Raw genomic sequence first — 25,567 nt, 5'->3', positions numbered from 1 at the left:
CGCAGGCTACCGCTCCAGCGCGGCCCGCAGCTTGCCGGCGTAGGATTCGGCCTCGGCCTCGTCGGCGTATTTCTGCCGGGGCCAGAAGAAGCCGCGCAGGCCGTCCTTGCGGTTGCGCGGCACGACGTGCACGTGCAGGTGCGCGACGCTCTGGCTGATCCGGTTGTTCATCGCGACGAACGTGCCCGCGGCGGGCAGGCCCTCCTCCACCGCGCGGGCCATCTCGCGCACCCGCTCGAACAGCGGCCCGACCCGCTCGGGCGGCAGGTCCACCAGCGTCTCCACGTGCTCGCGCGGCACCATCAGCACGTGCCCCTTGAACACCGGCCTGGTGTCCAGGAAGCCCACGGCGGTCTCGTCGGAGAACACCACGTGCGCGGGCTTGTCGCCCGCGACGATGGCGCAGAACAGGCAGTCGGCATCACGCCCCGGTTCGCTCACCAGTCCAGTGTGGCGGCTCCCGAGACCAGCGAGCGCGCGATCACCATGCGCTGCACGTCGTTGGTGCCCTCGCCGATGGCCATCAGCGGCGCGTCGCGGTACAGCCGCTCCACGACGAACTCCTGTGAGTAGCCGTAACCGCCGTGCACCCGCATCGACTCCATGGTGGTGCGCAGCGCCACCTCGGAGGCGAAGTACTTGGCCATCGCCGCCTCGGTGTTCACCGCCCCCTTCTCCGACCGGCTCGCCGCCCAGTACGTCAGCAGCCGCGCCGCCTGGATGTCGGTGGCCATGTCGGCCAGCTTGAGCTGGATCGCCTGGAAGTCGGCGATGGGCCGGCCGAACGCCTGCCGCTCACGCGCGTACGCGAGCGCGGCGTCGTAGGCGCACTGCGACACGCCCACGGCCCGCGCGGCGATGTTGATCCGGCCGAGTTCGAGCGCCGACAGCACCTGCTGCATGCCGCGCCCCTCGGCCCCGCCGAGCAGGTCGCGCACCGGCACCCGCACCTCGTCCAGCACGACCTCGCAGGTCTCGGTGCCCTTGTAGCCGAGCTTGGGCAGGTCGCGGCTGACCGAGAACCCCTCGCTGGCCGGGTCGATCAGCAGCACCGACATGCCCTTGTGCGCGGGGGTCGTCTGGGCGGTCTTGACCAGCACCGGCAGCGGGTCGGCGTGGCGGGCGTTGGTGATCCAGGTCTTGGTGCCGGTGACGACGTAGTGGTCGCCGTCGCGCACGGCGCGGGTCTGGATGCCCTGCAGGTCGGTGCCCGCCGCGGGCTCGGTGAGCGCGATCCCGGTACGCCGCGCGCCGGACGCCAGGTCGGGCAGGTGCCGGGAGCGCTGCTCGTCGGTGCCGTACTTGGCGATCATCCAGCAGGCCAGGGAGTGCGAGCCGAGGATGCCGGCCACGCCCATCCAGCCCCGCGCGATCTCCTCGAAGACCAGGGCGAAGGAGACCCGGTCCAGGTCCAGCCCGCCGTACTCCTCCGGGACCGTGATCCCGAACAGGCCGAGCTCCTTGAACCGCTCGACGATCTCGGTGGGATACCGCCCGGTGCGCTCCCACTCCGGGGCCACGGGGACGATGTCCTTGTCCACGAACTCCCGCAGGGTCTGCCGGAACATGCGCTGGTCGTCGTTGAGCTCGAAATCCATCGGACCGCCCGGTGTGCTCTAGAACGTCGTTCTAGAGCACACCGTAACACCGGGCGGGCCCCATCCCTAGCCGGCGCGGTCCATAGCCGGCGCGGTCCATAGCCGGCAGGGTCCCTGACCGGCGCAAGTCCCCGGCCGGCGCGGTCCCTAGCTCCTCCGGCGCATCAGCCGGCGCAGGATCATCAGGCCGATCGCGCCGGCCGCGGTCCACAGCAGGGCGGGCCTGCGGCGGCCCTGCTCGGCGACCTTGCCCGCGGCTCGCTCCGCGACCTTGCCCGCGGCCTGCCTGACCTGCCGCCCCTGGCCGCGTTCCGCCACGGCGGTGGCGGCGCCGGAAGCGCCCGTCCTCGACGGTTCCGCGGACCCACCGGCGCCCTGGGCGGGCTCGGTGGGCATGCCGGTCCCGGTGCCGGACGCGGCGGGGGTGCCGGTGCCGGTCGCGCCGGGGGTGCCGGTGCCGCCGGAAGGCGGTTCGGCGGGACTGCCGGTGCCTGTGGTCGTCTCCGCGGTCTCCCTCGTCGTCTCGGCCCTCGTCTGCGGCACGTTGAGCGAGCCGGTCTCGTCCTCGGGCACCGGCTCGCCCACGCTGAGCCGGTGCGCGCCCGCGTCACCTGCGGTGTGCTGGTACGGGACCGCGTACGGATCGCTCTCGGTCATCTCGCGCCCTCCCTCGCGACGGCCTGGTGCGCGCACGACTACCCCCGCGAAAGGCCGTGAAACCGGGCGTTCCGGATGATCCGGGCGAACCATGCGATCAGTCGAGCAGAGCGTCCAAGAACGAGTTGGTGAAGACGCGGTGCGGATCGAGGCTGTTGAGCGTCGCGACGACGGCGTCCCAGTTGTCGGCCGCGGACTGCCCGGCCCGGTACGCCGCCGGGATCACGGTGTCCCGCATCGGGCCGTCGGCCCAGGCCGCGCTGCCGGAGTAGCCCCAGCCCTTGGACCACTCGGGGCGGACGGCGGCGTACGAGCCGGTGTAGTTGCCGAGGATCCACTGCTCGGTCTCGCGGTAGAACTGCTGCGAGTACGCCGTGCCGGGCACGGTGAGGATGTCCAGCCACACCGCCACGTCCCACTCGGGATGGTCGGGACGCGGGCGCACCGCGGAGAGCCCGGCCGCGACGGCGCCGCCCACCTGGGCGTCGGCCGGGTGGTCCAGGCCGGTGACCCGGATCTCCAGCGGGCCGTTCATCGGGTAGCGGCCCTGCGCGGCGTACGCGTCGAGCCTGGCCTTGTAGAAGGCGTAGAACTCGCTGACCACGCGCTGGATGTCGGCGCGGCGGGTGAGGATCGCGTAGCCGTTGGCGGTCACGCGCAACGTGGTCGGGCGCACGTACAGCAGGAGGTTCTTCGACCAGCCCCAGATGTCCCAGGAGCCGGTCAGGATCAGCCCGGAGCCGACCACGGCCATCTGGGTGTTCTCGAAGGCCGGGGTGAGCCCGGCGTTGCCGGACACGATCTGCGAGAGCAGGTCGGAGGCCTCCTCGGACAGGGTGTCGGAGAAGGGGTAGTTGTAGGGGCTGTTGACCTGCCTGGAGAGCAGCGGCTTGGTGGGGGCCACGCTCCACACCTTCAGCCAGGGCACGGTGGTGAACGGGAACCAGATCGCCTCCACCCGGCCGGAGCGGTTCACGTAGCTCGCGAAGGAGTCGGAGCCGGCCGAGGCGGGCGGGGCGAACATCGCGTCCGCGCCGATGTGGTAGAAGCTCTGGCAGCGCAGCCGCTTGTTCGCGCCCACGCGCAGCGTCACCCCGGTGACGAACGTCCGGCCCAGGTTCACCAGCAGCGCGCCGGCCCGCGGGTCCGACCGGTCGAAGCCCTTGACCGCGTACGCCCCGGCCGCGGCGTCCCACACCACGGCCTCGATCCGGGTGACCAGGTTGCTCACCGAGCCGAAGGTGTGCCCGGGGGTCAGCGTCTCGCCGGTCTTGGGCACGCCGGTGCCGTGGCCGCCGATCGCCAGCACCCCGCCGAGGGTGAGGTCGCCGGGCGCGGGGGTGGCGGTCAGGCCGTAGCCGGCGGCCTCCAGGGTGGTGAGCAGCGACTCCATGGTCACGCCCGGCTGGGCGGTGACACTGGCCGGCGGGCCGGGATGGACGGTCACGGCGGTGAGGTGCTGCCGGGTGTCCACCAGGAGCACGTTCCCGGGCGCCCCCGGGGGCAGGGCCAGCGGCGACCAGTTGTGCATGCTGCCCTTGGCGCGCAGCTTCCACCCGTGGGCGCGGGCCCAGTTCGCCAGCGTGACCACCTGGGCGGGCGAGGTGGGCGCGGCCGTCCACACGCCCTCGATCTCGATCTCGCCGGACCAGTTCTCGTACGCCTGCTGGTAGAGGGAGACGCCGGTGGGGAAGCCCGGCGGCGCTGCCAGCGTCGCCCCGTGGGCGGGGGTGAGCCGGAAGGCGGGCTCCCACAGCGCCGCCCCCAGGGCCCCGGCGGCCCCGCCCAGCAGGGCCCGGCGCGACAGGGCGTTCCTCGCTGTGCGGTCTGTGGCAGGGTGTCCGACACCGTCCGGCGACATGGCCGACCTCCGATCTGCGGGCAGCCGCGAGCCGCGTTGCGGGCACGGCGCGGCGATCCGGCGCCGGGGGCGCCGGCGGGTGACGTGGGAAACGGCGACTGGGGGCGGCGGCAGGCGGCGGGGCCGGCCGCGGGGGCGGGTTCGCGCCTGGACCCGCCGACGGAGGCGGAGCCGTGCCGAGGGCACGACTCACCGATGGCCCTTTATACGCCCGGACGATCGCACCGGTCAAGCACTTGCTTGGTTAGCGGGCGCGCCACGCCCTCCCGCCTGCGCGGAGAAGGGATCAGCGGTCCACGAAGTCCTTGGGCACCATCACCCGCACCCCGTTGGGGACCGTGCGGATCGTCAGCGGCGTGCGCAGCCGCACCTCGCCGTCCACGTCGGCGGCCATCGGCGGGTCGGTCTCCAGGTGCATCTCGCGGCCGGTCACGAACGGGCCGCCGGCCAGGCTGCGCCAGCGCCCGGTGGTGGCGCGGATCATGGTCTCCACGATCAGGCGCAGCCGCTTGCCCGAGCCGAGCTGGTAGGCGACCAGCATGCCGTTGTCGATGCTCATGTCGCGGGCGACCTGCCACCCGCCGTGGAAGCGCCCGTTGGCGACGTTGAGCTGATGGGTCAGCAGCTCGTGGCGGCGGCCGTCCACGGTGATGTACGCGCGGAACGGCTGGTGCCGGGGCAGGATCGCCAGCGCCGTCAGCGGGTAGGCGGCCCGGCCCAGAATGCGCTTGAGCCACGGCTTGACCGTGCCGGCGACCTCCACCGACACCCCGAAGCTGGCCAGGTTGGCGAACGCGCGGTCCTCGGCCATGCCCAGGTCGATATCGGCCACCTTGCCGTTGGTGAACACCCCGATCGCGCCGGCGAGGTCCAGCGGGAGCCCGAGGCTGCGGGCGAAGTTGTTGGTGGTGCCGAGCGGCAGCACGCCCAGCGCCGCGTCGCTGCCCGCGACGTGCTTGACGGCCGCGCTCAGCGTGCCGTCGCCGCCGCCCACGATCAGCAGGTCGGGCTTGGCGGCCAGCGCGGCGTCGAGGTGCTGGCGCAGCTTCTTGGTGTTGGTGACGCCGTGCACGGAGATGGGCTGGAACCCCTGCTCCCGCAGCAGGGTCAGCACCTCGGGGAAGCGGCGCCGCCCGCGCCGGGAGTGCCGGTTGACCACCACGGCCACCCGGCGGGCGGTCTGAATGGCCTCGGTGTGCTCGGCCTTCGTACGCGGCTCGTTCACGGTCTCCCTCTGCCCATCGCCCGGCGCCGCGGACAGGGCGCCCGCCCACATCGTATGGGCTGCCGGAAAGCGGCGTCGCCGCCCCCGGTGGGCCGGAGGCGGCGACGTGGTGAACCTTTGGAGAGCGTCAGGGAGCCGCGGACTTCTTGGGCGCGGTCACCTGGACCACCGCGCCCAGGTTGCCCGGGAGCGGGGTGAGCAGCTTGAGCTGCACGCCCAGGGCCTTGCCCTCGTCGCCGGGGTTGCCGGTGCCGAGGTAGTGGCCGCCGCCGATCTCCTCGCCGTACAGCTCGGTGGCGGGGGTGCCGTCGGCGTGCACGACCCGGGTGCTGTAGATCTGGTCGCCCTTGGACGGCACGACCACCGAGGCGTCGAAGTCGCGGTAGCCGAGCGCGCCGTTCAGCAGCTCGAAGCCCGGGTACCAGGTCTTGGCGTCGGTGAAGGCGGACACGCCCTTCAGCGCCGGGAACTTCGTGCAGTACTCGCTGAACGGCTCGTCGGCCGCCTCGATGCACTCGGTGAAGGGGTAGGTCTTGCCGAAGGAGAAGGCCGCGTTGGAGGTCTGCACCCGGCCCTGGAGGTTCTTGCGCAGCGTCGGGTCCTTCTCCGCCGCGACGCCGGTGCGGCGCAGCGGCTCGTAGTGCGAGTCGACGATCAGCAGGCTGCCCTTGGTGCCGACGCTCGGGCCCGCCTCCAGGTTCGGCTGGAGGGTGTTGTTGGTGTAGGTCGAGTCGCGGTACCACACCAGCATGCCGGGCGCGTTGTACTTGAGCTTCTCCACCTTCCACGCGCCGTCGCGCGAGTACGAGGTGTCGTAGGCGTACTGCAGGCCCTTGTCGAAGCCGTCGAAGTTGCGCCACTCGGCCAGGTAGAAGCGCTCGATCTGGCGCTTGCCGTCGTTGATGTGGAACCCGGTGCCGTGGGTGTTGGTGAAGGTCCCTCCGGTGGCGGTCCAGCCGTTGGCGCCGCCCTCGACGTCGTCACTCCAGACGGTCTCGCTCCCGTTGGTGAGGGAGAAGTCGTCGGCATGCCAGCCGCGCGGGGTGAACGCGGCGTCGGTGTTGTAGTGCAGGCGCAGCTTGACGGTCTTGCCGGCGAACGGCGTCATGTCCACGTAGTCGTGCCGCCAGCCGCCGGTGTCGCCGGTGAGGCCGTACTTCTTGTTGCCGAAGGTCTTGAGGTTCTTGTTGGGGTCGGGGTAGTCGTCCGGGGTGGTCACCATGGTGCCGTCCTCGGCGTACACCTTCTGCTCGGCCCAGGTGGCGCCGCCGTCGGTGGACACCTCGACGAAGCCGAAGTCCCAGTCCTGCTCGATCTCGTAGTTGTTCCACATCCAGAGCTTCAGGTCCGTGCCGGCGGGCACGGTCAGGTCGCGCGTCAGCTTGACGTCGGCCCACTCCTGGTCCTGGTGGGTCCACCACATGTTCGCGCCGCTGTGCGGCTCGATCATCTGCAGCGGCTGGCTCTCCAGGTTCACCCGGACGCCGTCCTCGGTCAGCTTCGGCGTGCGGGAGCTCTGCCCGATGGTCACGGCCCGGGTGCGGTCGCCGGGGTTGAACACCTTCGGGTTCGCCCAGCCGAGCACCCACTTGTCCCACAGGCCCATGTGGGTGGGCATGGACTGGAAGACCGGGCCGGAGTGGGAGCCGCTGGACATCAGGTCCCAGAAGTCCACGGCCGACTCGGCGCCGCCGGAGGTGTCGTACAGGTCGGGCAGGCCGAGGTCGTGGCCGTACTCGTGGGCGAAGACGCCGACGCCGGAGTCCTCGGGCTGCACGATGTAGTTGGAGATCTTCAGGTCGGTGCCCGGCACGGTGTAGCCGCCGGCGACCGCGCTGGAGTGGGCCCAGATCGCGTACGTGCCCTGCGCGCCGCCGTCGCTCGACTTGTCCTTGCCGGCGTGCACCAGCACCAGGTGGTCGATGACGCCGTCGGGCTCCTGGTGGTTGCCGTCGCGGTCGGCGTCGGAGATGTCCTCCAGGTCGTAGTCCGCCCAGGGGAAGTCGGGGCGCATCGCGGCGAGCGTGTTCACCGAGTCGATGGCGAGCTGCGCCGCGCCGAGCGGGTTGTCCGGGTGGCCGGACATGTCCTGGGCGACGCCGCCGCAGGCCGCCGCGCCGTACCACGCCTCGGAGTGCGGGACCTTGATCCAGCCGACCGCCTCGCCGGTGACGGTGTACTTGCCCTTGGACATCTCCTCGTACATGTTCTTCATGGTGTAGCCGGAGATGTCGATGCCCGGCCTGCCGTCCGGGCCCTTGAGGTCCTTGCGGACCCGCTCGGTGATCCCCTCCTTGGTGTAGAGCATCTTGTTGTAGTGGGCCGGGCTGAAGTCGGGGACCCACATGCTGTTGTTGTCCTTGTGCGGCAACGTCGCGGGGTCGGGGATCTGGTTGTGCAGCGGCCCGTTCATCAGCGTGCCGGGCGGCTCGGTGACGCAGTCGTTCTCGTCGCTGCCGATCGTGCGCGGCCGGCTGAAACCGGAGAAGTCGTCGTTGGCGGCCTCGTTGAACTCCACCAGCAGGGTGAGCAGCTTGGCGGTCTGCACCTGCTTGGACTTCTTGAAGATGAACTCGGCCGGGTTGCGCCCGGTCCTGATCGCCTCCGCCTCGCGGGCGGCCAGGATGCGGCCGGTGACGGGGTTCCCGCTGGAGAACTTGCGGTCGATCTCCTGTGCCTTGGCGGCGCGGGAGCGGGCGGACTTCGAGCCCGGCGGGGCCGGCTCCTCGGCCTCCTTCTCCACGCGCGGCGCGGTGTAGTTGATGTAGTAGTCGGCCGCCGACGGCTGGTAGCGCGCCACGGAGGTGTCGGCCGCACCCGGCCCCGCACCCACCACCGTTAAGCCCGCGGCGGCGAGGCCGACCGCGGGCACGATCGCGAGGAGGCGCCGCGCGGCGCCTCTGCCTCTACTGGACAACAGCTTTCCTCCCTCGCCCGGGTTGGCCGGGCCACGTCCTGGCACGCGGGATGAGCGTGCCGTAACTGGACACAGAGGGCAGATGTGACATCTGGCCCGCTGAATCCAGACGGGACGTTAGAGGAGAAGATAAAGCGGTAGTAAAGGCGCGGTCTGATGTTGTAAAAACGTGATCAAAGCGCAGCCAAGTGGTTCGTCAAACTGCAGAAAAGGCTGACACCGCCCCGTCAGAAGAGGACGAGTACGGCGATCACGGTGCCGGTCAGCGCCGCGCCATAGCACAGCGGGGCCAGCACCACGTCCAGCCGGCCGCCCCGGGTCATCTCCTCCACCGTGAACCTGATCCGGTGCGCGGCGTGGAACAGGCACAGCCCGACCACGGCGGCCAGCGCCAGGCGTACGAGCAGGGGGTCCAGCAGGGCGCGCACGCGCGCCGCCGGCGGCGGCTCGATCACGCCGAGCGGCGCCAGTACGCCGAAGATCAGCACCAGCACCGGCAGCAGCAGCGCGGCCACCACTCCCCCGCCGCTGAACAGCAGCCACAGGTACGGCTCGGGGGTCCGTCTCGCCCGCACGTTCCCTCAGCTCCTCAGCACGAGGTAGGCGACCAGCGCCGAGACCGCCAGCCAGGCCGAGTGGTTGCCGCCGGCGATCAGGAAGCCCGGCACCCGCCACCCGTCCAGCCGGACCACCATGGCCCGGGGCGCCAGGTTCAGGAAGGTGACCGAGTGGAAGGCGGTGGCGGCGAGCGCGACCACGTTCAGCGCCACCACCCACGGCGATCCCGCGAACGCCCGGAACTCGGCGTACTCCGCGTCGCCGGCGAGCGCCGCGCGGGCCAGCAGCACCAGGTAGGCCGCGGACCAGGCCACGAACACGCTGGTCAGCTCGCGCAGCACGAACACCAGGTACGCCCGCCGCCGCGCCCACCACAGCGGGTGCACGCGGGGCCGGTAGGAGGGAAGCGCGGTCATGACCTCCCCCAGGGCAGCAGGTTGCGCACCGAGGTGAGGGCGGCGGTGAGCTTGTAGCGCTGGATCGCCTCGGCCGGGTCCACGTGCTTGGGGCAGGCGCTGGTGCACTCGCCGACGAAGGTGCAGCCCCACACGCCCTCGTCGGTGGCCAGCAGGTCGAACCGGTCGCCCTGGTCGCGGGAGTCGAGGTTGTAGCGCTGGGCCAGCGCGATGGCCGCCGGGCCGAGGAAGTCGGGCTCCAGCGCGTAGACCGGGCAGGCCGAGTAGCACAGCATGCAGTTGATGCACATGCTGTACTGCTTGTACGCCTCAAGCTGCGCCGGCGTCTGGGTGTACTCCGCCGTCAGCGGCAGCTCCTCCCCCTCCCGGATCAGCCACGGCTTGACGTGCGCCAGCTTGGCCAGCACGTCGTCGATGTCCACCACCAGGTCCCGGATCACCGGGAACCCCCGCAGCGGCTCCACCCGGATCGGCCCCTCGCCGTAGTCGGTCAGGAAGGTGCCGCAGGTGAGCCGGGGCTCGCCGTTGACGGTCATCCCGCACGAGCCGCAGATGCCCATCCGGCACGACCAGCGGAAGGACAGCGTGCCGTCCAGGTGGTCCTTGATGTGGGCCAGCCCGTCGAGCACCGCCCAGTCGGAGCGCAGCGGCACCTCGTAGTCCTGGAAGACCGGCTCGGCGTCCTGTCCCGGCCGGTAGCGGCTGACCTGCAGTGTGATCATCGTCCGTAGACCCTTTCGCCGGGTGGCCAGCGGGTGATCGTGACGGGCAGCAGCTCCACGCGCGGCCCGCCGTCCGCGCCGCGGTAGGCGAGCGAGTGGGCCAGGAAGCGCCCGTCGTCACGCGCCGGGAAGTCGCTGCGCTGGTGCGCGCCGCGCGACTCCTCGCGGTTCAGCGCGCAGGCGACGATGGTCTCGGCCACGTCGAGCATCGAGGACAGTTCGAGCGCGGCGACCATCTCGGTGTTGAAGGCGGTGCTGTGGTCGTCCAGCCGGGCCGCGGCGGCGCGCTCGCGCAGCTCGGCGATCCGGTTCGCGGCCTTGTCCAGCGCGTCGCGGGTGCGGTAGATCCCGGCGGCCTCCTCCAGCGTCTCCTGCATCTGCTCGCGGATGTCCGCGATGCGCTCCGCGCCGCCGTCGCGCCGGTCGCGCTCGTGCTCCAGGCGGCGCCGCTCGTCGGCCCCCTGCGCCCGCACGGCCCGCTCGCCCGCGGCGGGCGCCTCCCGGGCCTCGCGCGCCGCCGCCGCGCCCGCGCGGGCGCCGAACACCAGGCACTCCGGCAGCGAGTTGGAGCCGAGCCGGTTGGCGCCGTTGATGCTGACGCAGGCGGTCTCGCCGGCGGCGTACAGGCCGCGGATCGGGGTCGCGCCGTCGATGTCGGTGTGGACGCCGCCCATCATGTAGTGCACGACCGGCCGCACCGGGATGAGGTCGGTGACCGGGTCGAGGTTCTGGTAGCTGCGGCACAGCTCGCGCACGAACGGGATGCGGGCCTCGATCCTGGCCTCGCCGAGGTGGCGCAGGTCGAGGTAGACCACCTGGCCGTACGGCGTCTCGGCGGTGCGTCCGCGCTCGACCTCGCGCACGTACGCCTGCGACAGCCGGTCGCGCGGGCCCAGCTCCATGCTGCGCAGCTTCGGGGTGGGCGTGGGGACGCCGAGGTCGTAGTCCTGGAGGTAGCGGTAGCCGTCCTTGTTGATCAGCCAGCCGCCCTCGGCGCGCGCCGCCTCGGTGATCAGGATGCCGGTGAACGGCAGGCCGGTGGGGTGGTACTGGACGAACTCCATGTCCTTCAGCGGCACCCCGGCGCGGTAGGCCAGCGACATCCCGTCGCCGGTCTTGATCGCGGCGTTGGTGGTGAACGGGAAGGCCCGGCCGCAGCCGCCGGTGGCCAGGATGACGGTCCTGGCGGCGAGGGCCTCGATCGCCCCGGTGCGGATGTCCATCGCGACGACGCCGTGGACCCGGCCGTCGTCCACGATCAGCCTGGTGGCGTACCACTCGTCATAGCGCTGGATCTCCTGATGTCTCAAGCTGGTCTGGAACAGGGTGTGCAGCAGGTGGAACCCGGTCTTGTCCGCGGCGAACCACGTGCGCATCCGCTTCATGCCGCCGAACGGCCGCACCGCCACCCGGCCGTCGGGCTCCCGGCTCCACGGGCACCCCCAGTGCTCCAGCCGGATCAGCTCCCGCGGCGCCTCGGCCACGAACGCCTCCACCGCGTCCTGGTCGCACAGCCAGTCGCCGCCGGAGATGGTGTCGTACGCGTGCTCGTCGAGCGTGTCGCCCTCGCCGATGACCCCCGCCGCGCCGCCCTCGGCCGAGACCGTGTGGCTGCGCATCGGGTAGACCTTCGACACGATCGCCACCTTCAGCCCGGGGTCGGCCTCCACGACGGCTATCGCCGCCCGCAGCCCCGCCCCGCCCCCGCCCACGATCAGCACATCGAAGATCATGTGGCCTCCCTCGCGCTCAGCACCCGTGGTCGGGGTCCACCTGGTCCGTCTCCTTGACCCGACGCCCGTCGCAGCGCAGCGCGCTGACGTGGATGCTTCCGTCGTGGTACTCGTGCCGCATCCGGCGGCACCCGCAGGCGAAGTGCTGGTCGCGGATGAGCAGCCCGTGGCCGTCGTCGTCCAGGAAGTGCTCGCCGTCCCCCCTCTTGCCGCAGGGGGCCACTTCGCCGCTGAACGGAGTGCGCGTTCCCGTCATCGCCCCTCCTTCGGTGTGATCTGGATCACAGGGCGGCCTAGACTCCACACAAGCACCGGACGGGCCGTTCGTGAAGGTGCATTCGAGGATGGGATGTCCGGCCCATCCGGACTCGCCCCGTACTCTCCAGGTGTGACACTCATCGACCAGCTCGCCGCCGCGCTGCCCGAGGGCCGCGTCCTGACCGATCCCGACGTCACCGACTCCTACTCACGCGACCGCACCTTCCTGGAGCCCGGACGCCCGCTCGGCGTGGTCCTCGCGCACAGCCGCGAGGAGGTGGCCGAGACGCTGCGCTGGGCCTCGGCGAACCGGGTCCCGGTCGTGCCGCGCGGCGCGGGCACCGGCCTGGCCGGCGGCGCGACCGCCACGGACGGCTGCGTGGTGCTGTCGGTGGCCAAGATGGACCGGATCGTGGAGCTGTCCCCGGACGACGAGATCGCGGTGGTGCAGCCGGGCGTGATCAACGCCGACCTGGACCGCGCCGCCAGGGAGCACGGCCTGATGTACGCCCCCGACCCCTCCTCCTTCGAGATCTCCACCATCGGCGGCAACCTGGCCACCAACGCGGGCGGGCTGCGCTGCGTCAAGTACGGCGTGACCCGCGACTCCGCGCTCGGCCTGGAGGTCGTGCTCGCCGACGGCCGGGTGCTCGACACCGGCCGCCGCACCGTCAAGGGCGTCACCGGCTACGACCTGACCGGGCTGTTCGTGGGCTCCGAGGGCACGCTCGGGGTGATCACCGAGGCCACGGTCCGGCTGCGCCGCGCCCCCGCCGTCCCGCCCGCGACCGTCGCGGCCGAGTTCGGCTCGCCGCGCGACGCGGCGTCCGCCGTCTCCGCGATCATCGCGGCCGGCTGCCAGCCCTCGCTGCTGGAACTGCTGGACCGGGCCACCCTGGTCGCGATCGACGACTGGAAGCACATCGGCCTGGAGTCCTCGGTGGCGGCCATGCTGATCGCCCAGTCCGACGCCCCCGACGGGCAGGACGCCGCCGAGCGGATGCGCAAGCTGTGCGAGGAGAACCGTGCCTCCTTCGTGGCCGTGTCCTCCGACCCGCAGGAGGCCGAGGAGCTGATCGGCGTGCGGCGGATGGCGTACCAGGCCAAGGAGCGCCTCGGCGCGTGCCTGGTGGAGGACGTGTGCGTGCCCCGCTCCGCGCTGCCCGAGATGATCTCCGCGGTGGAGGAGGCCGGCGTCCGGCATGGCGTGCGCGTCTGCACCGTGGCCCACGCGGGCGACGGCAACCTGCACCCGGTCTTCATCTTCGAGCGCGGCCTGCCCGAGCCGCCCCCGGAGGTGTGGGCCGCCGCCGACGACATCTTCCGCGCCGCGCTGCGGCTGGGCGGCACCCTCACCGGCGAGCACGGCGTCGGCCTGATCAAGCAGCGCTGGCTGAAGCTGGAGGCCGGCCCGGTCGTGCAGGACGTCCACCAGGGGATCAAGCGGGTCTTCGACCCGCTCGGCATCCTCAACCCCGGCAAGGCGATCTAGCCGGGCCGCCATCCTCCGAAAGGAGGATGGCGGGCGCCCCGCCGGGCGATGCCGCCCCGCCTCCGTCCGCGCGAAGCTCCTGCCATGACGGTCATCGAGGTGACGGAGCTGCGCAAGGCGTACCACGGGACGCCTGCGGTGGACGGGGTGTCGTTCACGGTGGAACAGGGTGAGACGTTCGGCGTCGTCGGGCACAACGGCGCGGGCAAGACCACGACGGTGGAGTGCCTGATCGGGCTGCGCCGGCCCGACTCGGGCACGGTGCGGGTGCTGGGCATGGAGCCGGCGCGGCAGCGCCGGGCCCTGGCGCAGCGCGTGGGCGCGCAGCTCCAGGAGAGCGAGCTGCCCGCGCGGCTGAAGGTCGCCGAGGCCCTGCGGCTGTACGCGGCCTTCTACCGCGAGCCGGACGACTGGCGCGCGGTGCTGCAGCGCTGGGGGCTCGGCCCGATCCGGGGCAAGTCGTTCGGCGACCTGTCCGGCGGGCAGAAGCAGCGCCTCCAGCTCGCCCTCGCCCTGGTCGGACGGCCCGAGCTGGTGGTACTGGACGAGCTGACCACCGGGCTCGACCCGGTCGCCCGCCGGGAGACCTGGGCGCTGATCGGCGGGCTCAAGGCCGCGGGCACCACGGCGGTGCTGGTCACCCACTACATGGAGGAGGCCGAGGCGCTGTGCGACCGGGTGGCGGTCTTCGCGCGCGGGCGGATCGCGGCGGTGGGCACGCCGCGCGAGCTGGCCGAGCGCACCGGCACCGGCTCCCTGGAGCAGGCGTACCTGGCCCTCGTCGAGAGCGCGATGCGGGAGGAGGCCCGATGAAGGCGTTCGCGCACCTGACGGCCACCGAGCTGAGGCTGCTGTCCCGCGATCCCGGCGCGCTGTTCTTCATGATCGCGTTCCCGCTCATGCTGCTGGTGCTCAACAGCGGCAACGACCGGGTCGAGATCTTCCTGCCGAGCTACATGGCGATGATCCTGGCCATCGGGGGGATCTCCGTCCTGCCCGGCATCGTGGCGACCTACCGCGAGCGCAAGGTGCTGCGCCGGCTCGCCGTCACCCCGGTCGCGCCGGTCGCCCTGCTCGCCGCGCAGTTCGCCGCGCAGGTCGTCATGGGCGTCGCCGGCTCGGCCATCGTGGTGGGCGTCGGCGTGTTCGGCTACGACGTCGAGCCGCCCGCGCATCCGCTCCCGCTCCTGCTGGCGTACGCGCTGTGCTCCGCGATGGTGTGCGCGATCGGCTTCGTCGTCGCGGCCCTCGCCCCGCGCGCCAGGACCGCGGAGCTGTTCGGCCTGCTGATCATGTTCCCGATGATCTTCCTCGGCGGCGCGGCCATCCCGCGCGAGGGCCTGCCGGAGGAGCTGCGCCGGATGGGCGAGTACCTGCCCCTCACCCACGCCGTGACCGGGCTCCGCGACGGCTGGTTCGGCACCCCCGCGGCCATGCCGTTCCTCGTCCTGGCGGGCGTTACCGTGGTGTGCACCGCCGCCGCGGCGGCGCTGTTCCGCTGGGAGTGATCCCTGCTTTTAGAAAGGCGTCTGGCATGCCCGGCACCGAGCCGCCGGCGAGCGGGGTGGAGGCGCGCTGGGTGCGCGCCTTCCACCTGCTGTTCTTCGCCTGCCTGGCCGTCCCCGCCGCGATCATGATGGTCCGCGGCGAGGGCGCGCCCGGCGAGCGGGCCGTCACGCTCGGCCTGGCCGCCCTGATGGCCGCGTGGTACGCGTTCTTCGTCGTACGCCGCCCGGACCTGCTGGAACGGCTCAACCCGATGGCCCTGCACCTGCTGGTGCTCATCGCGCTGCTGTTCGTGCTGATCCGGCGCGAGCCGATCTATGAGATGTCCATGTTCGGGATGTTCGCCCTGCCGTACCTCCTGCTGCCGCGGGGCTGGAACTACCTGGGCGCGCTGCTGCTGGTGGTCACGGCGATGGGCGCGGCGGGGCTGGTCACCCAGGCCACGCGCGACCCGTCCGCACTGGGCTCGGCCTTCGGCAGCGTCTCGCTGGTGCTGCTCCTCGGCCTGTTCGCCGACTTCCTCGTCAGGCAGAGCGAGCAGGGCAAGGCGATCGGCGCGCTGGAGGAGCGGGCCCGCCTGGCCCGCGAGATCCACGACACCCTCGCCCAGGGCCTGAGCGGGATCATCACCCAGCTCGAAGCGGCCGAGCAGAGCATCGGCGATCCGGACGCCGTGCGGCACAGGATCGCCCTGGCCAAGCGGCTCGCGCGGGAGAGCCTGAACGAGGCGCGCCGGTCGGTGGACGCGCTGCGTCCCGAGCCCCTGCACGAGGCGGGCCTGGACGGCGCGCTCGCCGCCGTCGCCGAGCGCTGGGAGGCCATGACCGGGATACCGGTCACGTTCTCCGTGGACGGCCGCCCCCGGCCGCTGGGCGCGGAGGTCGAGATGGCCGTGCTGCGTACGGCCCAGGAAGGGCTGGCCAACATCGCCAAGCACGCGGGCGCGAGCCGCGCGGCGCTTACCCTGTCGTACATGGAGGGCGGGATCACGCTGGACGTGCTCGACGACGGGGCGGGCTTCGACCCGTCCGCCCCGCACGGCGGGTACGGCCTGGTCGCGATGCGCGAGCGCGCGGCGCGGGCCGGCGGCACGGTCACGGTGGAGTCGGCGATCGGGGAGGGGACGGCGCTGTGCCTGAGCATCCCCTCCGCCTGATGATCGTCGATGACCATCCGGTGGTCCGCGACGGCCTGCGCGGCATGTTCACCGGCCTGCCCGACATCACCGTGGTGGCCGAGGCCGCCGACGGTCACCAGGCCCTGGCCCTCGCCCGCTCCGAACGGCCCGACGTTGTGCTGATGGACCTGCGCATGCCGGGACTCGACGGCGTGGGCGCCATCGAGCGGCTGCGCGCCGACCATCCGGACATCCGGGTCATCGTGCTCACGACGTACGACACCGACGCCGACGTCTCGCGCGCCCTGTCGGCCGGGGTCGCGGGCTACCTGCTCAAGGACGCCCCGCGCGAGGAGCTCCACCAGGCGGTGCGCACCGCCGCGGCCGGCGGCCGGGTGCTGTCCTCCTCCATCCACTCCCTGCTGGTGGACCGGCTGGCCCCCGGCCCCGCCCCCGCCACGGCGCCGACGCCACGGGAGCTGGAGGTGCTGCGGCTCATCGCCAAGGGCGCGTCGAACAAGGAGGTGGCCCGCGCCCTGCTGATCAGCGAGACCACGGTGAAGACCCACCTCAAGCACGTCTTCGGCAAGCTGGGGGTGGACAACCGCGCGGCCGCCGTGGTGGCGGCGATGGAACGCCGCCTCATCTGATGACGATTGCACCATCCGTCACACTGGTAGCGTAATGCCGTAGTGACGTGATTTTGCAGGTGTTTGTCAGGGGGCACTGGTGACGCAGGTCCAGCCGCTCACACCGGACGACCCGCGTCAGCTCGGGGCGTACGAGATGCTGGGCCGCCTCGGGGAGGGCGGCCAGGGGATCGTCTACCTGGGGCGCGGCCCGACGGGCGACCGGGTGGCGGTCAAGCTGCTGCACGCGGGCCTGACCGCCGACCCCGGCGCGCGCGCCCGGTTCCTGCGCGAGGTCGCCGTGGCCCAGCGCGTGGCCCGCTTCTGCACGGCCCCGGTGCTGCACGCCGACCTCGCGGGCAACCAGCCGTACATCGTCAGCGAGTACGTGCCCGGCCCCTCCCTGCGCCAGCTCGTGGACCGCGAGGGCCCCCGCCGCGGCGGCGCCCTGGACCGCCTGGCCATCGCCACGGCCACGGCCCTGGCCGCCATCCACCGCGCGGGCATCCTGCACCGCGACTTCAAGCCCGCCAACGTCCTGATGGGCCCCGAGGGCCCGGTCGTGATCGACTTCGGCATCGCCCGCGCCCTGGACACCCCCGGCGCGACCGCGACCGGCATGACCATGGGCACGCCGTCCTACCTCGCCCCCGAGCAACTGACCACCGGCGACGTCTCCCCCGCCGCCGACGTCTTCGCCTGGGGCGTCACCATGGTCTTCGCGGCCAGCGGCACCCCCGCCTTCGGTCAGGACTCCATCCCGGTCGTGATGAACCGCATCCTGCACCAGGAGCCGGACCTCGGCGCCCTGGACGGCCCGATGCGCGACCTGGTGGCGGCCTGCCTGTCCAAGGACCCCGCCCTCCGCCCCACCGCCGAAGAACTCATCGCCCACCTGACCGGCGCCCCCACCGGCCCCCTCCGCACCCCCGCCCCCCAGGGCACACCCCCAGAGACCGCCCACCAGCACATCGCCCACCCGCACCCCCCGGCCGCCCACCCCAGCAGCGCGGCCCCCCACGGTGCCACCCCACCCTCCCAGCCCGCCGCAGCAGCGGGCCCCCCGCACGGCGCGCACCCCACCCCCCAAGGGCCGCCCCCGCAGCCGGGCACGCCGCCCCAGGGGCCGACCCCCCAGGCCCCGCATCAGCAAGGCTCCCCCTTCCATGGCGCGCCGCACCAGGGACCGCATGAGCAGGGCAGCCCCCTACAGCGCCCCCAACCCCCGCACGGGCCCCAGAACCACCAGCACGGGCCGCAGAACCGGGAGCCCCAGCCGCAGCCCCACAGCGGGCCCCATGGGCCGCAGAACCGGGGACCGCACGGGCGGCCGGAGCCGCAGCAGGCGGCCCGGCGTCCCCCGCATGCCCACCCCCCGGGCCGTCAGGGCGCCGGTGGGCCGGGCGGGTTCATCGGCGGGGTCAGCAAGCGCACCGCGCTCATCGTGGCCGGGGCGGTCGCGGGCACGCTGGTGCTCGGCGCGGGATCGGTCGTGCTCGCCAAGACGGGCAACCTGCTGCCGGGCCCGACCAGCACCCCGACATCCGAGTACGTGGCGGCGGAACAGACCGAGGTCGCGCCGCCGCCCGTCGAACCGCCGCCCTCGTCATGGCAGCCCACCCCCACGCCGTCCGCCACCCGGACGAAGACCCGCAAGCCGCGCGCCGAGGTCCAGGTGCCCAGCGAGCTGCCCACGAGGAGCAGCGAGCCCCGGCCGAGCCGCACGACGGCCGAGCCCAGCCCGACCCGCACCAGGCAGCCCACCCGCAAGCCCACCACCCAGGCCCCGCAGCCCGAGCCGACCCCGACCCCGACCCGCAAGCCGACGACCAGCGCGCCGAGCCCGACCAGGACGACCGCGGCCCCCAAGCCGAACCCGTACTCGCCGACGGGCGTGTGCGGCTCCGGCTACAAGGTCATCGACTCCCACGGGCTGGGCGGCGCGACCATCTACCTGCTCTACAGCTCGGCCGCCGGGAAGAACTGCGTGGTCACGATGTCCAGGTACGTCGTGCCGGGCAGAATCCGCATGAGCGCCACCCTCCAGGTCCAGAACGGCGGCTCAGGCGGCGACACCGGCAGCTACACCGCGTACGCGGGCCCGGTCCGCGTCTCCGCGGTCAAGAAGTGCGTGATCTGGGGCGGCAGCTACGGCAGCGCATCCTGGAAGAGCGGCTGGAGCCACTGCGCATAGCCGGACGACCGGCGCGGTCACGGGTACAGGCGCGCGCACTCCAGCGGCACGGCACCGCCTCCGGCCCATCGGCGAGGCCGGACGGGGCCAACCGGGATCCGGCGTGTGACAGCGCCGACTGCCCGGCGTGACCCCGGCACGGCACGATGCGGCCGGTTGGCGAGCACGCTTCACCGGACCCGGCCGGGAACCCTCCCTACGGGAGGACCGAAGGCGGCCCTGACCGGCCGGACGCCATGGCACCAGGCCGCGTGCCCCCCGAAGAGGGCATACACCCGGGAGCGGGGCGCGGACCCCATGCACGCCACACACCCAGGCGCGCCCGCACCCCATGTACGCCACGCATCTGGAGCGGGGCACCGACCCCATGCACGCCACACACCCAAAGCCCGCCCTACACCCCATGCACACCACACGCCCGGAGCGGGGTGTGTCACCGTTCGGGAGGAGGCGGCCGGAGGGCGTCGCGTTTCCGCAGGTTCCGGCATCCACTCCATCCCGTCGGGCGCAAGATCCAGCGTTGCGCGGATACACGGGTGTGTCCGTGTTCGGGAGGGGGCTGTGGGAGGGCGTCGCGTTCGCGCAGGTTCCGTCACCCGCCCCCATCCCGCCTTGCGGAGAATCCACCATTGCCCGGACACTCCCGCATACTCCCCCGGAGCGGGGCGTGGGCAGGGAGTGAGGTGCCAAGAACGAACGGGTGTGTCCGGGCAACGGCTCTGGTTCGTGTTCGGTGGTGACAGCGCGTAGCCGCGGTTGATTCAGGTGCGCCTGAGGCGAGTTCGCTGGTCACACGATGGTGTCGTCGCGGAAGCCGGGTGCGCATGGACGACCAGGCGGGTTCGCCGGCATCTGTGGGAAACCGCCCAGCGCTGCGGCGCAGATTCGAGGTGCGCACTCGGTCCACCGAATGTGCGCCAGAGCGTCGGCAACGGTGCATCTTCCTCCAAAGCGGGATGGGGGTGGATGCCGGAGCCTGCGGAAATCGACACCCTCCCGCCACCTCCTCCCGGACGGGGACACGGCCGAAGTGCGGGCTTCGGGTGGGGGCGGATGGCGGGTATCGGGTGGGCGTTTTCTTCGGGGGGCCCGTTTTGTGTTACGAGCTGCTGAATAGCCGCTTAAATCTTGATTCATCGGCATATCGGGGTGCTCGCTGCTTTTCTTGGTCTTCGATAATTCGGGGCACGGGGACTCACAGCGCGAGGCGGGGTTCGATGAAGAGGTGGATCGGGGTCGGGCTGGGACTGGTGCTTGTCGTCGTGGTCGCCGTGGCGGTGGTGTGGGGGAACCGGGACGACGACGGCAACGGCGGGCGGGAGCTCGTGACGGTGCGCGGCGTGATCGGGTCGGAGAAGCAGGCGTTCTTCGACGATCCGCAGGTGAAGGCGGCCTTCGCGCGGCATGGGCTGCGGGTGGAGGTGGACGTCGCCGGGACGCGGCAGATCGCCACGTCCGTGGATCTGGGCAAGTACGGGTTCGCGTTCCCGAGCAGTGTGCCGGCGGCGGAGAAGATCAGGCAGGACCGGGGGGCGGCGCGGACGTACGCGCCGTTCTACTCGCCGATGGCCATCGCGACGTTCGACCCGATCGTGGACCTGCTCGCCAAGGCGGGCGTGGTGCGGGACTCGGCGCAGGGCCAGGTATTTGATATCGGCAAATACCTGGAAATAGTGAAAAATGGGGCTCGCTGGGACAAACTTCCGGGCAACACGGCCTACCCGGCGCGCAAGCGGGTGCTGCTGACGACCACCGACATCCGTACGTCCAACTCGGCCGCGATGTACCTCGCGCTGATGAGCTACGTCGCCAACGGCGAGAACGTCGTCAGCTCCCCCGAGCAGGTGCCGGCCGTGGTCGAGACCGTCGGGCCGACCTTCCTCGACCAGGGCTACTCCGAGACGACCAGCGAGGCGCCGTTCGAGGACTACCTCGCGCTCGGCGTCGGCAAGACCCCGATGGTGATGATCTACGAGGCCCAGTACGCCGCCCGCGTGTTCGCCGGCGACGGCTCGATCCGGTCCGGGATGCGGCTGATCTACCCGGCCCCGACCGTGCTGAGCAAGCACACGCTGGTGCCGTTCACCCCCGAGGCGGACAAGGTCGGCGACCTGCTCACCCGCGACCCCGAGTTCGCCGCGCTGGCCGCGCGGCACGGCTTCCGGACCGCCGACCCCAAGGCGTTCGCCGATCTGGCCGCCAAGCACAGGGCTCCGGTGGCGACCGAGCTGGTGGACGTGGTCGAGCCGCCGGCGTTCGCCCGCATGGAGGAGCTGATCGCCGGGATCGAGCGCATGTACGCCGGGAGCAGCACCCCGGCCGGCTGACGGACTGCAGCGAATCGCACTTAGGAGAACAGTGTCAGACAGCGATCTCGTGCTCACCCCGCCCGCGCCCGTGGCGGCGGTCCCGGTGGAGAAGGCGGCGACGATGCTGCCCGTGCCGGAGGAGCGGGCCGGCGAACTGACGGCCAAGGCCAGGGACTTCGCCGACGTGCTGGCGGCCCTGGACCCGCGCTCGCCGGAGTTCGGGCGCAAGGTGCGCGACATCACCGCGATGGGCGACACCGAGATCCGGGCCGCCTCCCAGGTGGCCAACCGGATGCTCAAGCGCCCGGTCGCGGCGCTGAAGGCGGCGCGCGGCGAGGGGGCCGACGCGCAGTCGCAGGTGGCCGACCGGCTGGTGGAGCTGCGGCGCACGGTCGTGGACCTGGACCCCAAGCAGGCGGCGAGCGGCCCCCGCAAGCTGCTCGGCCTGATCCCGTTCGGTGACCGGCTGCGCGACTACTTCGCCAAGTTCCACTCAGCGCAAAAGCACATCGACGACATCATCCGGGCGCTGAAGTCCGGCCAGGACGAGCTGCTGAAGGACAACGCCGCCATCGAGGGCGAGAAGGCGCACCTGTGGGAGACGATGCAGCGCCTCCAGGAGTACGCCGTGCTCGCCGCGGCCATCGACGCGGAGCTGGAGACGCGCATCCTCGCGATCGAGGCCACCGAGCCGGAGAAGGCCACGGCGCTGCGCTCGGACGCGCTGTTCGGGGTGCGGCAGAAGCACCAGGACCTGCTCACCCAGCTCGCGGTCTCGGCTCAGGGGTACCTGGCGCTGGACCTGGTGCGCCGCAACAACCAGGAGCTCGTCAAGGGCGTGGACCGGGCGACCACGACCACGGTGGCGGCGCTGCGCACGGCCGTGACGGTGGCGCAGGCGCTGGCGAACCAGAAGCTGGTGCTCGACCAGATCAGCGCGCTGAACGCCACCACCTCGGACCTGATCCTGGCGACCAGCGAGATGCTGCGCACGCAGGCCGCCGAGGTCCACACCCGGGCCGCCTCGACCACGATCGACATGGACACGCTGCGCAAGGCGTTCGACAACGTCTACGCCACCATGGACATGATCGACACCTTCAAGGTCAAGGCCGTGGAGAGCATGGCGGCCACCGTGGACAGCCTCACCGTGGAACTGGAGCACGCCAGGGCGTACCTGGAGCGGGCCGACCCGGCCGCCGGGGAGGGGGCCCGATGAGGCGGCGGGCCGCGGTCAGGACGGCCGCGGCGCTCGCGCTCGCCGCGGCGCTGACGCTGGCGGGCTGCGCGGCGGACGAGCCGGAGGCGGCCGAGGGGCCGCCCGACGGGCCCGGCGTGCTGCGGGTGCTGGCCGGCAGCGAGCTGAAGGACCTGGAGCCGCTGCTCGCCACGGCCGCGGACCAGGCGGGGGTGACCTTCTCGCTGCGCTACGCCGGCACCCTCGACGGCGCCGAGATGGTGGCGAGCGGCGGCGCGGACGCCGGCTACGACGCGATCTGGTTCTCCTCCAACCGCTACCTGTCGCTGATCGAGGGCGCGAACGCCCGGCTCTCCACCCAGACCAAGATCATGGCCTCGCCGGTGCTGCTCGGCCTCGACCAGGCCAAGGCCGAGGAGCTGGGGTGGACGAACAAGCAGGTGACCTGGGCGGACATCGCGAAGGCGGCGGGCGAGGGCAGGTTCACCTTCGGCATGACCAACCCGGCCTCCTCCAACTCCGGCTTCTCGGCCCTGGTCGGGGTGGCGGCGGCGCTGTCGGACGCGGGCGAGGCCCTGGACGCCGCGGCGATCGGCGCGGTCACGCCCCGGCTGAAGGAGTTCTTCTCCGCGCAGCGGCTCACCTCGGGGTCCTCGGGCTGGCTGGCCGACGTGTACGCCGCGCAGGGCGGCGTGGACGGCCTGGTGAACTACGAGTCGGTGCTGCTCGGGCTGAACCGGAAGCTGCCCCGGCCGCTGACCCTGATCTACCCCTCCGACGGCGTGGTCACCGCCGACTACCCGCTGACCGCGCTCGCCTCGGCGTCCCCGGAGAAGAAGGAGCTGTACACCAAGGCGGTGAACTGGCTGCGCTCGCCGGCGGTGCAGAAGGAGATCATGACCAGGACCGACCGGCGGCCGATCGTGCCGGCCGTGCGTCCCGACTCCAGGTTCGGCACGGCGTCGCTGGTCGAGCTGCCCTTCCCCAACCGGCGCGACACCGCCGACGGCCTGATCGACGCCTACCTCAACCAGGTGCGCGTGCCGGCCCAGGCGCTGTTCGTGCTGGACACCTCGGGCTCGATGGCGGGCGACCGGATCGAGGCGCTGCGCGGCGCGCTGGTCACGCTCACCGGCGCCGACACCTCCGCCTCCGGCACGTTTTCCCGCTTCCGCAACCGGGAGAAGGTCACTATGATCCCGTTCAGCACGCGGCCGGGCTCGCCGCAGGGCTTCACACTGCCGGGGTCGCGGCCGGAGCCGGTGCTTGCGGAGATCAAGGGGTACGCGGAGGGGCTGGACGTCTCGGGCGGCACCGCGATCTACGACGCGCTGCGGGTGGCGTACGAGGAGGCGGGGCGGCAGCTCGCCGCCGATCCGGGCCGTTACACCTCCATCGTGCTGATGACCGACGGCGAGAACACCGACGGATCGGACTACGAGGAGTTCGAGCGGTTCTACCGGGCGCTGCCCGAGGCGCAGCGGCGGGTGCGCACGTTCGTGGTGCTGTTCGGCGAGAGCGACGTGGCGGAGATGACCGAGCTGGCCCGGCTGACCGGCGGGACCACGTTCGACGCGCGCAGCGGTTCGCTGGCGGCGGCCTTCAAGGAGATCCGTGGCTACCAGTGACCCGGTGCGGCGGGTGGTGGCGTACCTGGGCTCGACGAAGAACATCGCGGGGTGCGCGCTGGCGCTGCTCGGCCTGGGCGCGCACTTCCTCGGGCTGGCCGGGTCGCTGTGGCCGGTCGTGGTCGCCGGCCTGTACGGCGTGGGCGCGCTGCTCGCGCCGCCCGAGCGGGTCCGCCTGACCGTCTCGGTGAGCGCGGAGACCGAGGCGGAGGCCCGCCGCCTCGCGGCCGACCTGGACGCGCTGCTGGCACGGGCGGCGCGGGTGCACCGTTTCCCGGCGGACGTGCTGGAGCGGCTGGAGGCGCTGGGCGAGGTGCTGCGGGGCGTGCTGGCGCGGGCCGAGGTCCTGACCTCCTCCCCCGACCACCTGCACATCGTCTCGCAGACGATCCGCGACTACCTGCCGGCGAGCCTGGAGGCGTACGCCAACCTGCCCAGGACGTACGCGCTCACCCGGCGCGAGGCGGCCCGGCGCAGCGCGCACGAGGAGTTGCTGGCGCAGCTCGACCTGCTCGACGGCAAGATCCGCGAGGTGGAGGAGGCCGTGCACCGCGGCGATGAGCAGGCGCTGCGCGACCAGGGCCGGTTCCTGCGCGACCGCTTCGGCCGCTCCTCCCTGGACCTGTGAGACTCGCTGGACCTGGGACTCGCCGGACCTGGACTCGCCGGACCTGTGAGAGCCGCCCCCGGGCCGCCGTGGCAGGATGAGCGCGTCTGCGGCCCGGAGGGAGAACGCCTGTGGGGAACCTGGTACACGAGGAAGCGGCCGGCGGCGTGGCGACGATCACGCTGGACTCGCCGCGCAACCGCAACGCGCTGTCGGTGGCGCTGCTCGGCGAGCTGGACGCGGCGCTGCGGCGCGCGCTGGACGATCCCGGTGTGCGGGTGATCGTGCTCACGGGGGCGGGGCCGGTGTTCTGCTCGGGGGCCGACCTGAAGGAGCAACGGGCGACGGGCGCCCCGGTGACCGCGGCCTTCCCGGAGATCATGACGCTGATCTGGGAGAGCCCCAAGCCGGTGATCTGCCGGCTGAACGGCACCGCGCGGGCGGGCGGCCTCGGCCTGGTGGCGGCGTGCGACTTCGCCATCGCGCCGGAGTCGGCGACGTTCGCGTTCAGTGAGGTACGCCTGGGGGTGGCGCCCGCGATGATCGCGGTGACCGTGCTGCGCCGGGTGGAGCCGCGGGCGGCGGCGGAGTACTTCATGACCGGCGAGACCTTCTCGGCGGCACGGGCGGCCGAGATCGGCCTGGTGACCCGGGCGGTGCCGGACGAGGACGTGGACGTCACCGTGGCGCGCTACGCGGAGATGCTGCTCCTCGGCGGCCCCGAGGCGCTGGCGATCACCAAGAGGCTGCTGCGGGAGGTGCCCGCGCTGCCGATGGCGGAGGGGATGCGGCGGATGGCCGAGCTGTCGGCCGAGCGGTTCACCTCCGAGGAGGGGCAGGAGGGCATCCGCGCGCTGCTGGACAAGCGCCCGCCCCGCTGGGCCGCCGCGTTGACGCCGCCCCGGGACCGATCGTAGGTTGCGGGCTAACGTCCAGAACATG

Annotated in this window: 22 protein-coding genes; 11 read left to right on the top strand and 11 right to left on the bottom strand. The window is 72.3% G+C overall.

Annotated elements, in window-relative coordinates; all coding sequences use genetic code 11:
* Positions 1-6: 6 nt before the first annotated feature.
* The 11 genes from HNP84_RS04650 to HNP84_RS04600 all read right to left on the bottom strand — a co-directional run bounded on the left by HNP84_RS04650 (position 7) and on the right by HNP84_RS04600 (position 11,943).
* Positions 7-441 (bottom strand): HIT family protein, encoded by a 435-nt coding sequence (locus HNP84_RS04650; RefSeq protein WP_312923735.1) that lies wholly within the window; start codon positions 439-441, stop codon positions 7-9.
* Positions 438-1,598 carry an acyl-CoA dehydrogenase family protein gene (locus tag HNP84_RS04645; protein WP_185048089.1) on the bottom strand — a complete coding sequence of 387 codons (1,161 nt, stop codon included), beginning with the start codon at positions 1,596-1,598 and terminating at the stop codon, positions 438-440. Before HNP84_RS04645 ends, HNP84_RS04650 begins: the two co-directional genes overlap by 4 nt.
* Positions 1,599-1,745: 147 nt before the next feature.
* Complete coding sequence (locus HNP84_RS04640; RefSeq protein ID WP_185048088.1) at positions 1,746-2,255, bottom strand: hypothetical protein; 510 nt, start codon at positions 2,253-2,255, stop codon at positions 1,746-1,748.
* Between the two features lie 97 nt (positions 2,256-2,352).
* Positions 2,353-4,116: a cholesterol oxidase substrate-binding domain-containing protein gene (locus HNP84_RS04635; RefSeq protein WP_185048087.1), complete on the bottom strand. Its 1,764-nt coding sequence runs from the start codon at positions 4,114-4,116 to the stop codon at positions 2,353-2,355.
* A 286-nt stretch (positions 4,117-4,402) separates the two neighbouring features.
* Positions 4,403-5,341 carry a diacylglycerol/lipid kinase family protein gene (locus HNP84_RS04630; protein ID WP_185048086.1) on the bottom strand — a complete coding sequence of 313 codons (939 nt, stop codon included), beginning with the start codon at positions 5,339-5,341 and terminating at the stop codon, positions 4,403-4,405.
* A 127-nt stretch (positions 5,342-5,468) separates the two neighbouring features.
* Positions 5,469-8,258 carry an immune inhibitor A domain-containing protein gene (locus HNP84_RS04625; protein ID WP_185048085.1) on the bottom strand — a complete coding sequence of 930 codons (2,790 nt, stop codon included), beginning with the start codon at positions 8,256-8,258 and terminating at the stop codon, positions 5,469-5,471.
* A 227-nt stretch (positions 8,259-8,485) separates the two neighbouring features.
* Positions 8,486-8,833, bottom strand: a complete 348-nt coding sequence (gene frdD, locus HNP84_RS04620; RefSeq protein WP_185048084.1) for a fumarate reductase subunit FrdD — start codon at positions 8,831-8,833, stop codon at positions 8,486-8,488.
* 6 nt (positions 8,834-8,839) lie between these two features.
* A complete protein-coding gene (locus HNP84_RS04615) occupies positions 8,840-9,232 on the bottom strand; it encodes a succinate dehydrogenase/fumarate reductase transmembrane subunit (protein WP_185048083.1) in 393 nt (130 codons plus the stop codon).
* Positions 9,229-9,954, bottom strand: coding sequence for a succinate dehydrogenase iron-sulfur subunit (sdhB, locus tag HNP84_RS04610; protein WP_185048082.1), 726 nt, complete (start codon positions 9,952-9,954; stop codon positions 9,229-9,231). Before sdhB ends, HNP84_RS04615 begins: the two co-directional genes overlap by 4 nt.
* The gene (gene frdA / locus HNP84_RS04605) at positions 9,951-11,687 is read right to left on the bottom strand and encodes a fumarate reductase (quinol) flavoprotein subunit (RefSeq protein WP_185048081.1); all 1,737 of its coding nucleotides are present in this window, start codon (positions 11,685-11,687) and stop codon (positions 9,951-9,953) included. Before frdA ends, sdhB begins: the two co-directional genes overlap by 4 nt.
* Positions 11,688-11,703: 16 nt before the next feature.
* Complete coding sequence (locus HNP84_RS04600) at positions 11,704-11,943, bottom strand: hypothetical protein (RefSeq protein WP_185048080.1); 240 nt, start codon at positions 11,941-11,943, stop codon at positions 11,704-11,706.
* Between the two features lie 132 nt (positions 11,944-12,075).
* Here HNP84_RS04600 and HNP84_RS04595 point away from each other — a divergent pair, with 132 nt between their 5' ends.
* The 11 genes from HNP84_RS04595 to HNP84_RS04545 all read left to right on the top strand — a co-directional run bounded on the left by HNP84_RS04595 (position 12,076) and on the right by HNP84_RS04545 (position 25,542).
* Positions 12,076-13,437, top strand: coding sequence for an FAD-binding oxidoreductase (locus HNP84_RS04595; protein ID WP_312923731.1), 1,362 nt, complete (start codon positions 12,076-12,078; stop codon positions 13,435-13,437).
* Positions 13,438-13,521: 84 nt separating this feature from the next.
* Entirely contained in the window at positions 13,522-14,250 is a 729-nt protein-coding gene (locus HNP84_RS04590) for an ABC transporter ATP-binding protein (protein WP_185048078.1), read from the top strand.
* Positions 14,247-14,945, top strand: coding sequence for an ABC transporter permease (locus HNP84_RS04585; protein ID WP_185048077.1), 699 nt, complete (start codon positions 14,247-14,249; stop codon positions 14,943-14,945). Before HNP84_RS04590 ends, HNP84_RS04585 begins: the two co-directional genes overlap by 4 nt.
* A 26-nt stretch (positions 14,946-14,971) precedes the next feature.
* Positions 14,972-16,099 (top strand): sensor histidine kinase, encoded by a 1,128-nt coding sequence (locus HNP84_RS04580; protein WP_185048076.1) that lies wholly within the window; start codon positions 14,972-14,974, stop codon positions 16,097-16,099.
* A complete protein-coding gene (locus HNP84_RS04575; protein ID WP_185048075.1) occupies positions 16,099-16,710 on the top strand; it encodes a response regulator in 612 nt (203 codons plus the stop codon). The genes HNP84_RS04580 and HNP84_RS04575 overlap by 1 nt, the downstream gene beginning before the upstream one ends.
* Before the next feature lie 79 nt (positions 16,711-16,789).
* Positions 16,790-18,883 (top strand): serine/threonine-protein kinase, encoded by a 2,094-nt coding sequence (locus HNP84_RS50975; protein ID WP_312923727.1) that lies wholly within the window; start codon positions 16,790-16,792, stop codon positions 18,881-18,883.
* A 1,217-nt stretch (positions 18,884-20,100) separates the two neighbouring features.
* Entirely contained in the window at positions 20,101-21,210 is a 1,110-nt protein-coding gene (locus HNP84_RS04565) for a hypothetical protein (protein WP_185048074.1), read from the top strand.
* Between the two features lie 31 nt (positions 21,211-21,241).
* The gene (locus HNP84_RS04560; protein ID WP_312923725.1) at positions 21,242-22,411 is read left to right on the top strand and encodes a toxic anion resistance protein; all 1,170 of its coding nucleotides are present in this window, start codon (positions 21,242-21,244) and stop codon (positions 22,409-22,411) included.
* A complete protein-coding gene (locus HNP84_RS04555) occupies positions 22,408-24,018 on the top strand; it encodes a VWA domain-containing protein (protein WP_185048073.1) in 1,611 nt (536 codons plus the stop codon). The genes HNP84_RS04560 and HNP84_RS04555 overlap by 4 nt, the downstream gene beginning before the upstream one ends.
* Complete coding sequence (locus HNP84_RS04550; RefSeq protein WP_185048072.1) at positions 24,005-24,646, top strand: hypothetical protein; 642 nt, start codon at positions 24,005-24,007, stop codon at positions 24,644-24,646. Before HNP84_RS04555 ends, HNP84_RS04550 begins: the two co-directional genes overlap by 14 nt.
* A gap of 110 nt (positions 24,647-24,756) precedes the next feature.
* The gene (locus HNP84_RS04545) at positions 24,757-25,542 is read left to right on the top strand and encodes an enoyl-CoA hydratase-related protein (RefSeq protein ID WP_185048071.1); all 786 of its coding nucleotides are present in this window, start codon (positions 24,757-24,759) and stop codon (positions 25,540-25,542) included.
* Positions 25,543-25,567: the final 25 nt, after the last annotated feature.

The organism is Thermocatellispora tengchongensis (genome assembly GCF_014202315.1).
Taxonomy (GTDB): Bacteria; Actinomycetota; Actinomycetes; order Streptosporangiales; family Streptosporangiaceae; genus Thermocatellispora; species Thermocatellispora tengchongensis.
Note: the sequence above shows the minus strand (reverse complement) of the source record. Positions and strands in the feature narration are given on the sequence as shown.